Annotated in this window: 12 protein-coding genes; 10 read left to right on the top strand and 2 right to left on the bottom strand. The window is 73.3% G+C overall.

What is annotated here, in order from left to right:
* Positions 1 to 78 precede the first annotated feature (78 nt).
* Entirely contained in the window at positions 79 to 1281 is a 1203-nt protein-coding gene (locus tag ACF062_RS21460; RefSeq protein ID WP_356580902.1) for a sensor histidine kinase, read from the top strand.
* A gap of 71 nt (positions 1282 to 1352) precedes the next feature.
* Positions 1353 to 2024, top strand: coding sequence for a response regulator transcription factor (locus tag ACF062_RS21455; protein WP_223775994.1), 672 nt, complete (start codon positions 1353 to 1355; stop codon positions 2022 to 2024).
* On the opposite strand, the gene ACF062_RS21450 is transcribed toward ACF062_RS21455, so the two are convergent.
* On the bottom strand, positions 2021 to 3127 hold the full coding sequence (locus ACF062_RS21450) for a DUF5937 family protein (RefSeq protein ID WP_392140339.1): 1107 nt from the start codon (positions 3125 to 3127) through the stop codon (positions 2021 to 2023). The two genes, ACF062_RS21455 and ACF062_RS21450, sit on opposite strands and share 4 nt — an antisense overlap.
* A 215-nt stretch (positions 3128 to 3342) precedes the next feature.
* Between ACF062_RS21450 and ACF062_RS21445 the strand changes: the two genes are divergently transcribed.
* A complete protein-coding gene (locus ACF062_RS21445) occupies positions 3343 to 3588 on the top strand; it encodes a hypothetical protein (RefSeq protein WP_320590297.1) in 246 nt (81 codons plus the stop codon).
* On the opposite strand, the gene ACF062_RS21440 is transcribed toward ACF062_RS21445, so the two are convergent.
* The gene (locus ACF062_RS21440) at positions 3545 to 4726 is read right to left on the bottom strand and encodes a threonine aldolase family protein (RefSeq protein WP_392140337.1); all 1182 of its coding nucleotides are present in this window, start codon (positions 4724 to 4726) and stop codon (positions 3545 to 3547) included. The two genes, ACF062_RS21445 and ACF062_RS21440, sit on opposite strands and share 44 nt — an antisense overlap.
* 92 nt (positions 4727 to 4818) lie before the next feature.
* Between ACF062_RS21440 and ACF062_RS21435 the strand changes: the two genes are divergently transcribed.
* From ACF062_RS21435 to ACF062_RS21405, 7 genes are all read left to right on the top strand, one after another.
* Entirely contained in the window at positions 4819 to 5817 is a 999-nt protein-coding gene (locus ACF062_RS21435) for a Rossmann-like and DUF2520 domain-containing protein (protein WP_392140335.1), read from the top strand.
* Positions 5814 to 6836 carry a pantoate--beta-alanine ligase gene (panC, locus tag ACF062_RS21430; RefSeq protein ID WP_392140333.1) on the top strand — a complete coding sequence of 341 codons (1023 nt, stop codon included), beginning with the start codon at positions 5814 to 5816 and terminating at the stop codon, positions 6834 to 6836. The genes ACF062_RS21435 and panC overlap by 4 nt, the downstream gene beginning before the upstream one ends.
* Positions 6833 to 8548, top strand: a complete 1716-nt coding sequence (locus ACF062_RS21425; RefSeq protein ID WP_392140331.1) for an L-aspartate oxidase — start codon at positions 6833 to 6835, stop codon at positions 8546 to 8548. The genes panC and ACF062_RS21425 overlap by 4 nt, the downstream gene beginning before the upstream one ends.
* Positions 8549 to 8550: 2 nt before the next feature.
* Complete coding sequence (nadC, locus tag ACF062_RS21420; RefSeq protein WP_392140329.1) at positions 8551 to 9546, top strand: carboxylating nicotinate-nucleotide diphosphorylase; 996 nt, start codon at positions 8551 to 8553, stop codon at positions 9544 to 9546.
* Positions 9546 to 10352 (top strand): type III pantothenate kinase, encoded by an 807-nt coding sequence (locus ACF062_RS21415; RefSeq protein ID WP_230902134.1) that lies wholly within the window; start codon positions 9546 to 9548, stop codon positions 10350 to 10352. The genes nadC and ACF062_RS21415 overlap by 1 nt, the downstream gene beginning before the upstream one ends.
* Before the next feature lie 436 nt (positions 10353 to 10788).
* Positions 10789 to 11439: a hypothetical protein gene (locus ACF062_RS21410; protein WP_392140327.1), complete on the top strand. Its 651-nt coding sequence runs from the start codon at positions 10789 to 10791 to the stop codon at positions 11437 to 11439.
* Positions 11440 to 11453: 14 nt separating this feature from the next.
* A complete protein-coding gene (locus tag ACF062_RS21405; RefSeq protein ID WP_392140325.1) occupies positions 11454 to 11630 on the top strand; it encodes a hypothetical protein in 177 nt (58 codons plus the stop codon).
* Positions 11631 to 11705: the final 75 nt, after the last annotated feature.

Below are 11705 nucleotides of genomic sequence, written 5' to 3'. Positions count from 1 at the left end.
TGGGGAGTACACCCGCTCGATACGGATCGCACCTCCGGTTGACCCCGGGGTGCCACGGGCCTGCCTACGCTGGGTTACGTGCAGCGCCTCTATGACTTCCTCCGCAGACACCCGACATGGGTCGACGGCTTCTGGGCCTTCGTCCTGCTCGGGATCTCCGGGCTCGGTCTGGTGTCGATGTCCGGCGGGAACGGACACGAGCCGACCCTCCTGGCGGTCCCGGTCGCCCTCGGACTCTGCCTGGCGGTCGCGCTGCGCCGGCGGGCGACCGAGCCGATGCTGGTCCTCGTCGCGGTCATCGGCGTCTTCCAGCTCGTCTTCGACGTGGAGACGATGCCCGCGAACTTCGCCATGCTCGTGATCATCTACACCGCGGCGGCCGACGGGGCGCAGTGGGCCTCGCGGTTCGCCCTGGTGGGCGGCTTGTGCGCGGCGCCGCTGTCGATGATGCGCTGGTCCGCGGGGAACGTCTCCGTATTCGGCAGCGTCCTCTTCACGATCTTCCAGATCGTCCCCTTCGCGCTCGCCTGGGTCCTCGGCGACTCCATCCGCACCCGCCGCGCCTACCTGGCGCAGCTGGAGGAGCGCGCCGACCGGCTGGAGAAGGAGCGCGAGGCGCAGTCGAAGGTCGCGGTGGCGGCCGAGCGGGCCCGTATCGCGCGCGAACTGCACGATGTCGTCGCGCACAACGTCTCGGTGATGGTCGTCCAGGCCGACGGCGCCGCGTACGTCCTGGACACCGCGCCCGACCAGGCCAAGAAGGCCCTGGAGACCATTTCGGGGACCGGCCGCCAGGCGCTCGCCGAGATGCGCCGCCTGCTCGGAGTGCTGCGCACCGGGGAGCCCGAGGAGGGTTCCGAGTACGTTCCGCAGCCCGACGTCGAGCAGCTCGACGAGCTCATCGAACAGGTGCGCACGGCCGGTCTGCCCGTCGACTACAAGGTGGAGGGCACCCCGCGCCCGCTGCCCAGCGGCGTGGAGCTCACCGCGTACCGCATCGTGCAGGAGGCGCTGACGAACACGCGCAAGCACGGCGGCGAGAACGCGGGCGCGAGCGTGCGCCTGGTCTACTTCGACGACGGCCTGGGGCTGCTCGTCGAGGACGACGGCAAGGGCGCCCCGCACGAGCTGTACGAGGACGGCGGCGCCGACGGCAGGGGGCACGGTCTGATCGGCATGCGTGAGCGCGTCGGCATGGTCGGCGGCACGCTGGACGCGGGGCCGCGTCCTGGCGGAGGCTTCCGGATCAGCGCGCTGCTGCCCCTCAAACCAGCACACTGATCTCGCATGTCCGGCGATGACACCTGTCACCGGTGCTGGCCCCCCGCATTGACCCCCGAAGGGACTCCAAGATGTCGATCCGCGTGATGCTCGTCGACGACCAAGTGCTGCTCCGCACCGGATTCCGGATGGTGCTCGCCGCGCAGCCGGACATGGAGGTCGTCGCCGAGGCGGGTGACGGCGTCGAGGCCCTTGAGGTGCTGCGCTCGACCAAGGTCGACGTCGTGCTGATGGACGTACGCATGCCGAAACTGGACGGCGTCGAGACGACCCGGCGCGTCTGCCAGGACGCGAACCCGCCGAAGGTGCTGATCCTGACCACCTTCGACCTCGACGAGTACGCCTTCTCGGGGCTGAAGGCGGGCGCCTCCGGGTTCATGCTCAAGGACGTGCCCCCGGGGGAGCTGCTCGCCGCGATCCGCTCCGTGCACAGCGGTGACGCGGTGGTCGCGCCGTCCACCACGCGGCGCCTGCTCGACCGTTTCGCGCCGATGCTGCCGAACGCGGGCGGGCAGCCGCAGCACCAGGAGCTGGAGCGCCTCACGAGCCGTGAGCGCGAGGTGATGGTGCTCGTCGCGCAGGGCCTGTCGAACGGCGAGATCGCGGCCCGGCTGGTGCTCTCGGAGGCCACCGTGAAGACCCATGTCGGCCGCATCCTGACCAAGCTGGGCCTGCGCGACCGGGTGCAGGTCGTCGTCCTCGCGTACGAGACGGGCCTCGTACGGGCCGGGGGCGCTTCCTAGCGCAGCACGCCCTCGATGAAGTCGCTGCCGAGGCGGGACACCACGCCGATGTCCAGCTGATGCTGCACATAGCGCCCGCGGCGGCGCGTGGTGACCAGGCCCGCCTTCTTCAGGACGGTCAGGTGCCGGGATATCTCCGGCGCGGTCATGCCGTGCGCGTCCGCCAGCTCGCCCGTGGTGTACGACCCGCGCGCGAGGTGCCGGCAGAGCCGCATCCGCACCGGGTGGGCGAGCGCCGACATGCGGCGGGTCAGCTGCTCCACGGTCGGCGGTGCGGTGAGGCCCGAGGTGCTGATCGGGTACGTGATCGCGGCCTGCCAGCCCTTGCGGTGCAGGACCATGAGGTGCGGCCACCCGAGACTCGTCGGCACGAGCACCAGGCCGCCCGTGCCCGACGTCGTCCGCCCTTCGCTGATCTTGTCGACGGTGATGACCCGGGCGTCCTCGTCCAGGGAGACCGCCCCGGAGATCGCCTTCAGGGCCTCCGCGAGGCCCTTGCGCCGCAGCAGCTCCGTCTTGTGCCGGGCGTCCGCGGCCAGTTGGTGGTTCACACGGGCCCAGGTGTCGGCGAAGAACGCCTCGTCGCAGTCCTCCAGGAGCGCCCGGAGCCACGCGCGGACGACCGGCGGGTCGTCCAGCAGGCGCTTGGTGAACCGCACCTGGTGAGGGCCGCGCGCGGCGGCCAGATCCAGCGCGCGCTGCTGCACGGCGGGATCGGACAACAGATTGCGGTCCGGGTCCGAGTACGTCGACTGGCAGGTGAACTCAAGGGCGGCGTCGACGAACTGCTCGTCCGTCAGCTGGTCGAGCTGGTCGAGCTCCTCGGTGAGCGTGGCGCCCGGCAGGGCCCTCGCTCCCTGGATGCCGGCGAACGGCGCGAACACGTCCGAGAACGTCGTACGCCACAGGAAGTCGGCCTCGCACATGCGGTCCGCCAGGCAGGGGTCCAGGCGCGCCGAGACGGCCGTCGCCCAGCCCTGGAGCCCCGGGTGGTGGCCCGGCTCCGACAGTGCGTGCAGCGCCATGCCGAGCTCGCCCAGGGGCGAGGGCACGACGTGGATCCGCTCCCGCGACAGGCCGCTGATGTCGATGCTCACGCTCATGGCCCCCATGGTGCACCGCGCCACTGACAGCGCCGCCGTCGATTGACGAGCGCCGTCAATCGACGCGACGGGGACGGGCCGGCGGGAGCAATCTGTGGTCATCACCGGAGCCGCGAGGTCTCCGGGCCCCCTCCCTTCAGCTGTCCGCACGGCACGGGGATCCCACGGCCCCGCGATGCCCGTTAAATAACATTTATCCCGAGAGGCGAAACGTCATGAGCGTCACCCAGCAGTACCTGCTCGACACCTACCGCGCCGCCCAGCAGGGCGGCCCGACGCCGCCCGCGCCGGGCCGGAACGACTGGCAGGCCGTCCGCGAGGTGCGCGAGTACGGCCGCTTCCGTGCCGTCATGGAGGAACGCCCCGCCCACGGCAGGCTCCGCGCCGCCCTGGCCCGGCTCGCCCGCGGCGGGCGCCTCAGCGGGGGATCCGTCGCACGAAGTCCGCGACCGCTTCCTTGACGTCGTCGGCCGTCCAGCCAAGGCCCTCCTCGGTCACGGTGACCTCCGTGACCGAGAGGCCGGGCGGCCCGTCCGCGAACCAGCGGCCGAACAGCAGGGTCCCGGTCTCCTCGGCCTGCCCGAGCGAGGCCTCGTCCAGCACGTCGGGCGCGTACGGCAGCCAGACCTGGAACTGGTGGGTGTGCGGCCGTCGCGGGTGAACGCGGGACCAGGCGACCCCGGCGGCCGTGAACCCGTCGCTCAGCGCCTCGGCGACCACGCGCGCGTGGGCGACGTAATCGGGCAGCCGCGGCAGCGTGTGCTTCAGACCCAACAGGGCGGAGACCGCGGCCGGGAAGTGCTGGAACAGCTGCCCTCCGTACCGGTGACGCCACACCCTCGCCTCCTCGACGAGCGTGCGCGGCCCGGCCAGCGCGGCGCCGCTCAGCCCTCCGAGGGACTTGTAGAACGACACGTACACGGTGTCCGCCAGGCCCGCGATCTCGGGAAGGGGACGGCCGAAGTGCGGCGCGCACTCCCACAGGCGGGCGCCGTCGACATGTACGACCGCGTCCCGTTCACGCGCCGCCTCCACGACCGCCTTGAGCTCCTCCCACGTCGGCAGGACGAAACCGGCGTCCCTGAGCGGCAGTTCGAGCATCAGCGACCCGAAGGGCTCGGGGAAGTCCCGCACTTCGTCCGCCGTGGGCAGCCGCGGCTCATCCGTGAGGTGCACCGTGCGCAGGCCGCTGACGGCGGAGAAGGCGCCTCCTTCGTGGACTTCCGGGTGCGCCTTGGGGTGCAGCGCGACGGTCGCGTTCCCGGTGCGGCCCGCCCAGCAGCGCAGGGCGACCTGCTGGGCCATCGTGCCGGTCGGGAAGAAGACGGCAGCCTCCTTGCCGAGCAGACGCGCGGCCTCGTCCTCCAGCGTGGCGACGACACCGTCCCCGTACACATCCGTGGCCTCGTCCGCGCCGACGACCTCGGGGGCTGCCGCCGCCAGCGCCGAGAAACGTTCGGTGAGGGGGACGTGGAGAGGGGAGCGGTGCAGGGTGCGGGCGGCGCCGCGCGCCGCCGCCACGTGCCTGGCCCGGCCGTCGGGCTCACCGTCCCTCGGCCGGTCCTCGGAGGGCGTCTGGTCCACGTCGTTCGCAGTCATCCCCCGAGGATGACCCGTCCGCCACCACCGGTCATATGAATAACCACAGCCTGTGGACAGCGGAAGACGCGGCGCCGGGCAATCGCGTTAGCATGACGAGAAATCGTCCGGTACCCCGAGCGGACTGGAACGGAAGGCGTCATCGCGTGAACGCATCGCATCAGCCGGACCCGCGGGATCGCCCCGCGAGGCTCACGGTGGGAGTCGTGGGAGCGGGCCGTGTCGGCCCCGCGCTCGCCGCGTCGCTCCAGCTCGCCGGGCACCGCCCGGTGGCCGCGTCGGGGGTTTCCGACGCCTCAGTGCGCCGGGCCGCCGTCATGCTGCCCGACGTCCCCCTCGTCCCGGTGGCCGAGGTTCTCGAACGCGCCGACCTGGTGCTCCTCACCGTGCCCGACGACGCGCTGCCCGGCCTGGTCGAAGGCCTCGCGGAGACCGGCGCGGTGCGCCCGGGCCAGCTCCTCGTACACACCTCCGGGCGGTACGGCACCAAGGTCCTCGAGCCCGCCCTGCGCGCCGGCGCCCTGCCGCTCGCGCTGCACCCCGCCATGACGTTCACCGGCACCCCTGTCGACGTGCAGCGCCTGGCCGGGTGCTCGTTCGGCGTGACGGCGCCCGAGGAGCTGCGGCTCGCCGCCGAGGCCCTGGTCATCGAGATGGGCGGCGAGCCCGAGTGGATCGCCGAGGAGAACCGCCCGCTCTACCACGCGGCGCTCGCCCTCGGCGCGAACCACCTGGTCACCCTGGTCGCCGAATCCATGGACCTGCTGCGCGACGCGGGCGTCGAAGCCCCCGACCGGATGCTCGGCCCGCTGCTCGGCGCCGCCCTGGACAACGCACTGCGCTCGGGCGACGCGGCGCTCACCGGCCCCGTCGCGCGCGGCGACGCGGGCACGGTCGCCGCGCACGTCGCCGAGCTGCGCAAGCACGCCCCCCAGACCGTCGCCGGCTACCTCGCGATGGCCCGCGCCACCGCCGACCGGGCCCTCGCCCACGGCCTGCTCAAGCCGGAGCTCGCCGAGGACCTCCTCGGTGTGCTGGCCAACGGCGCGGGCGGCGCCGGCGGAACCGGGACCGAAGGGGGCTCCCGATGAGCGGCACGCACAGCACGCCCACCACCCTCCTGAACACCGCCGAGTCCCTGCGCACCCGCGCGCGAGGCGGCCGCCGCGCGGTCGTCATGACCATGGGCGCCCTGCACGACGGGCACGCCTCGCTGATCCGCGCCGCCCGCCGCGACGCGGGCCCCGACGGCGAGGTCGTCGTCACGGTCTTCGTGAACCCCCTCCAGTTCGGCGCGGGCGAGGACCTGGACCGCTATCCCCGCACCCTCGAAGCCGACGTCAAGATCGCCGAGCAGGCGGGCGCGGACGCCGTGTTCGCCCCCTCCGTGGACGAGGTCTACCCGGGCGGCGAGCCCCAGGTCCGCGTCGGCGCGGGCCCCATGGGCACGGTCCTCGAAGGCGCCACCCGCCCCGGGCACTTCGACGGCATGCTCACCGTCGTCGCCAAGCTGCTGCACCTCACCGCTCCGGACGTGGCGCTGTTCGGGCAGAAGGACGCCCAGCAGCTCGCCCTGATCCGCCGCATGGTCCGCGACCTCAACTTCCCCGTGGAGATCGTCGGCGTCCCCACCGTCCGTGAGGACGACGGCCTGGCCCTCTCCAGCCGCAACCGCTACCTCTCGCCGGACGAGCGGCGCACCGCCCTCGCCCTCTCCCGGGCCCTCTTCGCGGGCCGCGACCGGCATGCCGCGCAGGAGGCGCTGCGCGCGCGTGCCGCCAGCGCGCCCGCCACGCGCGCGCGGGCCGACGCCCTCAGCGCGATGGGCGAGTCCCGAGCGGCGGCCGACGCCCACGCCGTGGCGCAGTCCGCGGCGCCCTCGACGCCCGGCGGACCCGCCGCCGTCGTCGCGGCGGCCCGGCACGTCCTCGACGAGGCCGCGCGCCTGCGCCCCCCGCTGGAGCTGGACTACGTGGCGCTGGTGGACCCCGCCGACTTCACCGACGTACGCCCCGGCCACACCGGAGAAGCCATCCTCGCCGTGGCCGCCAAGGTCGGCTCGACACGGCTGATCGACAACATCCCGCTGACGTTCGGAGTCGCCGTATGAGTGCCACCGGAATACGGCTGCACGCACCCGCGCCCGGCTGGTCCCTGGACGCCGACGTCGTGGTCGTCGGCTCCGGAGTGGCCGGACTGACCGCCGCCCTGCGCTGCTCGGCCGCCGGCCTGCGCACGGTCGTGGTGACCAAGGCCCGCCTGGACGACGGCTCCACGCGCTGGGCGCAGGGCGGCATCGCCGCGGCGCTCGGCGAGGGCGACACCCCCGAACAGCACCTGGACGACACGCTGGTGGCGGGCGTGGGCCTGTGCGACGAGGAGGCCGTGCGCACCCTCGTCACCGAGGGCCCCGGCGCCGTACGCCGCCTCATCGAGACCGGCGCCCACTTCGACACCGGTCCCGGGGGAGCCATCGAGCTGACCCGTGAGGGCGGCCACCACCGCCGCCGCATCGCGCACGCGGGCGGCGACGCGACCGGCGCGGAGGTCTCCCGCGCCCTCGTCGAGGCGGTCCGCGCGCGTGGCATACCGACCGTCGAGAACGCTCTGGTCCTCGACCTGCTCACCGACGCCGAGGGCCGCACCGCCGGTGTCTCCCTGCATGTCATGGGAGAGGGCCAGCACGACGGGGTGGGCGCTGTCCACGCCCCCGCCGTGGTCCTCGCGACCGGCGGCATGGGCCAGGTCTTCTCGGCGACCACCAACCCGTCCGTGTCCACGGGCGACGGCGTCGCGCTCGCCCTGCGCGCGGGCGCCGAGGTCTCCGACCTCGAATTCGTGCAGTTCCACCCCACCGTGCTCTTCCTCGGCGCCGACGCCGAGGGACAGCAGCCGCTGGTCTCCGAAGCGGTGCGGGGCGAGGGCGCCCACCTGGTGGACGCCGACGGCGTGCGCTTCATGGTCGGCCAGCACGAACTGGCCGAGCTGGCACCCCGCGACATCGTCGCCAAGGGCATCACGCGCCGCATGCAGGAGCGGGGCACCGATCACATGTACCTCGACGCCCGGCACTTCGGCGCCGACATGTGGGCCACCCGCTTCCCGACGATCCTGGCCGCCTGCCGCGCCCACGGCATCGACCCGGTCACCGAGCCCATCCCCGTCGCCCCGGCCGCGCACTACGCCTCCGGAGGCGTCCGCACCGACCCGCACGGCCGCACCACCGTCCCGGGTCTGTACGCCTGCGGGGAGGTCGCCTGCACCGGCGTGCACGGCGCCAACCGCCTGGCCTCGAACTCCCTCCTCGAAGGCCTGGTCTACGCCGAGCGCATCGCCGCGGACATCACGGCCGAACACGCGCGGAACACCCTCCACACGCGCGTGCCGCACCCCGTCACCCACCCCGAGACCCCTTCCCACCCCCTGCTGCCGCCCGAGGCCCGCTTCGCCATCCAGCGTGTGATGACCGAGGGCGCCGGAGTGCTCCGCTCCGCCGACTCCCTCACTCAGGCGGCGGCCCGCCTGGCCCGCATCCACGCCGAAGCCGCGGGGGCGCTCGCCGAGCACGGCAAGACGGCCGAGCCCGGCGTCGACACCTGGGAGACCACCAACCTCCTGTGCGTCGCCCGCGTCCTGGTGGCCGCCGCCCAGCGGCGCGAGGAGACCCGAGGCTGCCACTGGCGCGAGGACCACGCCGACCGCGACGACGAGGCCTGGCGGCGCCACATCGTCGTACGCCTCAACCCGGACAGGACCCTGGCCGCCCACACCACCGAGACCCACGACTTCCCCCCGACCCGCCCCAGTCCCCAGGAGCAGTGACCGTGAGCACCCCCGACGACCTCCCCCTCGCCCCCACAGCAGCAGGCGGCGGCTGCGGCGACGCCTGCGGCTGCGGCGGGGAGGACGCCTTCGACCCTCTGGAGTGCGGCCTCGACCCCGCTCTCGCGCGCCTCCTGGCCGAGGCGGGCCTTGACCCCCTCCAGATCGAGGACATCGCGCACATGGCCATCGAGGAGGACCTGGCGGGCGGCGTGGACGTCACGACGGTCGCCACCATCCCCGAGGACGCCGTCGCCACCGCCGACTTCGTCGCACGCGAGGCGGGCACGGTCGCGGGCCTGCGCGTCGCCGAGGCCGTCGTCTCCGTGGTGTGCGAGGAGGAGTTCGAGGTCGAGCGGCACGTCGAGGACGGCGACCGCGTCGAGGCGGGTGACGTGCTGCTCAGCGTCACCACCCGCACCCGCGACCTGCTCACCGCCGAGCGCAGCGCCCTGAACATCCTGTGCCGCCTCTCCGGCATCGCGAGCGCCACGCGCGCGTGGGCGGACGTTCTCGACGGCACGAAGGCGAAGGTCCGCGACACCCGCAAGACGACGCCCGGCTACCGCGCCCTGGAGAAGTACGCCGTACGGATGGGCGGCGGCGTCAACCACCGCATGTCGCTCTCCGACGCGGCCCTGGTCAAGGACAACCACGTGGTCGCGGCGGGCGGCGTCGCGCAGGCCTTCAAGGCCGTACGCGAGCAGTTCCCGGACGTACCGATCGAGGTCGAGGTCGACACGCTCCACCAGCTGCGCGAGGTCGTCGACGCGGGCGCCGACCTGATCCTCCTGGACAACTTCACGCCGGGCGAGACCGAGGAGGCCGTCGCCATCGTCGGCGGCCGCGCGTTCCTGGAGTCCTCGGGCCGCCTCACCCTGGAGAACGCCCGCGCGTACGCCGCCACGGGCGTCGACTACCTGGCGGTGGGCGCCCTCACCCACTCCTCCCCGATCCTCGACATCGGCCTGGACCTGCGGGAAGCGGTGCGCGACTGATGCTGCTGACGATCGACGTAGGGAACACCCACACCGTCCTCGGCCTCTTCGACGGCGAGGAGATCGTCGAGCACTGGCGCATCTCCACCGACGCCCGCCGCACGGCCGACGAACTCGCCGTGCTGCTCAACGGCCTGATGGGCATGCACCCGCTGCTCGGCGAGGAACTCGGCGACGGCATCGACGGCATCGCGATCTGCTCGACGGTCCCCTCGGTCCTGCACGAGCTGCGCGAGGTCACGCGCCGCTACTACGGAGACGTGCCGGCCGTCCTCGTGGAACCCGGCATCAAGACCGGCGTCCCGATCCTCATGGACAACCCCAAGGAGGTCGGCGCCGACCGCATCATCAACGCGGTAGCGGCCGTCGAGCTCTACGGCGGCCCGGCGATCGTCGTCGACTTCGGCACAGCCACCACCTTCGACGCCGTCTCCGCGCGCGGGGAGTACGCGGGTGGCGTCATCGCCCCCGGCATCGAGATCTCCGTGGAGGCTCTGGGCGTACGGGGCGCGCAGCTCCGCAAGATCGAGCTGGCCCGCCCGCGGAGTGTCATCGGCAAGAACACCGTGGAGGCCATGCAGGCGGGCATCCTGTACGGCTTCGCGGGCCAGGTCGACGGCGTCGTGAACCGCATGGCGCGGGAGCTGGTGGGGGCGGGCGGCGACCCCGACGACGTGACGGTGATCGCGACGGGGGGCCTCGCGCCGATGGTGCTGGGCGAGGCGTCGGTCATCGACGAACACGAGCCGTGGCTGACGCTGATCGGGCTCCGCCTGGTCTACGAACGCAACGTCTCCCGCCCCTGACCCCGTGCCCGGCGGCACCCCCCACCCCGCCGCTCCGCGCCGACCATCTCTGCGGGGATGCCCGTCACTCGGCGTCGGACCCCTCGAAGCAGGGCGGGACCTCAAGGCGGTAGCGGGCGGGGACGCCCGCTACCCGGCACAGAACACGGACAGAACACGGACAGGCAGGAAGCAGCGCCGGCCCGCAGTCGCTCGCGCTCCTGAGGGGACGTGGGGGTATGTGCGCGCGGAGCACAGTGGTGGTCATGAGGGGGCCGAAGCAGCAAGGCCCCGCGCCAAGATGGCGAGCACGGACATACCCCCACGGCCCCGCCCTCAAGACGCGCCCCAAGCGCCTCACGGCCCCGCCCGCCCCCAGGCGAACCCCCGTCGCCCCGCCGCGCCACACACACTGGCGTTAAGCCGATTTTGTCCGTTTGGCGCGTATCGTCAGCTCATGCCCACGCCATACGGATCCCGCGGCGGCATGGCCTTCAGCGCGGAGGAGCTGCGTGTGCTCCGTCGCGCTCTGGCCCTCGCCCTGAACCCCAGCCCTGTCCCCGACGAGGACGTCCAGGACTGTCTCCGCCTCGCCGAATCGGTGGACGAGGCCATGCGGGAGAGCGCGAGGCTCCGCGCCTTCCTCGTGGCCGACCTGTCCCGCTACCGGGCCGCGCTGCCCGGCACCGCGACCGGCTACCTCGCCCTCCTGGGCGACGTACTCGGGACCGGCTACCAGCCCGGCCCCGACGACCTCGCCGCCCTGCGCGCCCTACGCGGCAACCCCCTCGCCGCCGCCCTGCTCGACCGCTGCCGGACGCTCGCCGAACGGTCCGTCCGCGCCCGCCTGGCAGGCCGCCTCCCGGTGCCCGCCCAGGAACGCCCCACCGTGCCCGCGTCCCGCACCCGCCTGCGCTCCCTGCCGGGCGGCCTCGGCGCCGCCGAGCAGGAACCGGCCCGCCCGGTCCCCACCCCGGCCGAGGTCTTCCCGCCCAGGCGCCCCGCACCACCGACGCCGGCACCATCCGCACCACCGCCCCCGCCTCCCGCATCCCCCACGCCGCCCACACCCCCTGCGGGCCCGCCGCAGCAGCTCGTCGCGGGCTAGCTACTCTGGGGGGCATGGACTACGTTTCCGCGCTCGTGCCCCCCGTAGTGATGGCCGTGTTCTTCAGCGGTCTCATCGTGACGATCGTGAAGACCCAGGGCGGTGCCAACAAGGCCAAGGAGGACGCGGCGGCCGACGCGATCAGCCGCTCCGAGGCCCTCCACCAGGCCTCCAAGACCGGCGGAGCGTGATCCCGCCCGGCTCCCGACCGCGCCCGCTCCACGGCGTACGACGGCGTACGACTCGTTCCCCCCTTCGAGTCGTAC

The sequence above is a fragment of the Streptomyces sp. NPDC015345 genome, assembly GCF_043078805.1.
Lineage (GTDB): Bacteria > Actinomycetota > Actinomycetes > Streptomycetales > Streptomycetaceae > Streptomyces.
This window is presented reverse-complemented; position numbering and strand designations above follow the sequence as displayed.

Coding starts and splice junctions, on each gene's coding strand:
- ACF062_RS21435 (WP_392140335.1), top strand. CDS start 4,819: ATGACGAGAAATCGTCCGGTACCCCGAGCGGACTGGAACGGAAGGCGT.
- ACF062_RS21415 (WP_230902134.1), top strand. CDS start 9,546: ATGCTGCTGACGATCGACGTAGGGAACACCCACACCGTCCTCGGCCTC.
- ACF062_RS21405 (WP_392140325.1), top strand. CDS start 11,454: ATGGACTACGTTTCCGCGCTCGTGCCCCCCGTAGTGATGGCCGTGTTC.
- ACF062_RS21455 (WP_223775994.1), top strand. CDS start 1,353: ATGTCGATCCGCGTGATGCTCGTCGACGACCAAGTGCTGCTCCGCACC.
- ACF062_RS21440 (WP_392140337.1), bottom strand. CDS start 4,726: ATGACTGCGAACGACGTGGACCAGACGCCCTCCGAGGACCGGCCGAGG.
- ACF062_RS21450 (WP_392140339.1), bottom strand. CDS start 3,127: ATGAGCGTGAGCATCGACATCAGCGGCCTGTCGCGGGAGCGGATCCAC.
- ACF062_RS21445 (WP_320590297.1), top strand. CDS start 3,343: ATGAGCGTCACCCAGCAGTACCTGCTCGACACCTACCGCGCCGCCCAG.
- ACF062_RS21425 (WP_392140331.1), top strand. CDS start 6,833: ATGAGTGCCACCGGAATACGGCTGCACGCACCCGCGCCCGGCTGGTCC.
- panC (WP_392140333.1), top strand. CDS start 5,814: ATGAGCGGCACGCACAGCACGCCCACCACCCTCCTGAACACCGCCGAG.
- ACF062_RS21410 (WP_392140327.1), top strand. CDS start 10,789: ATGCCCACGCCATACGGATCCCGCGGCGGCATGGCCTTCAGCGCGGAG.